The organism is Phormidium sp. CCY1219 (assembly GCF_055795085.1).
Genome location: NZ_JAYFEQ010000886.1, coordinates 1 through 226, shown reverse-complemented (window position 1 = coordinate 226; position 226 = coordinate 1). Strand labels below are relative to the sequence as shown.

The window sequence follows — 226 nt, the reverse complement described above, 5'->3', positions numbered from 1 at the left end:
GGTTCTTACTTCTAACGCTGCCTCGTATGCCGCAATCGCCCGTTCCAGATTCTCCCCCCGCTCTCCCCGGATGCGGTTGCGATAGGCACTTGCCAGAATATTTTGCGTCATCGCCCATTGTTCCGGATAGGCGGTGCGGGTATAAACTTCTAACGCTGCCTCGGATGCCGCAATCGCCCGTTCCAGATTCTCCCCCCGCTCTCCCCGGATGCGGTATAAATAGGCA

1 protein-coding gene is annotated in these 226 nt (G+C 57.5%); it reads right to left on the bottom strand.

Annotated features, from left to right (window positions below):
- Positions 1-226 (bottom strand): hypothetical protein (locus AC0QH1_RS29095; protein WP_324634939.1); only part of this gene is annotated, 226 nt, incomplete at both ends.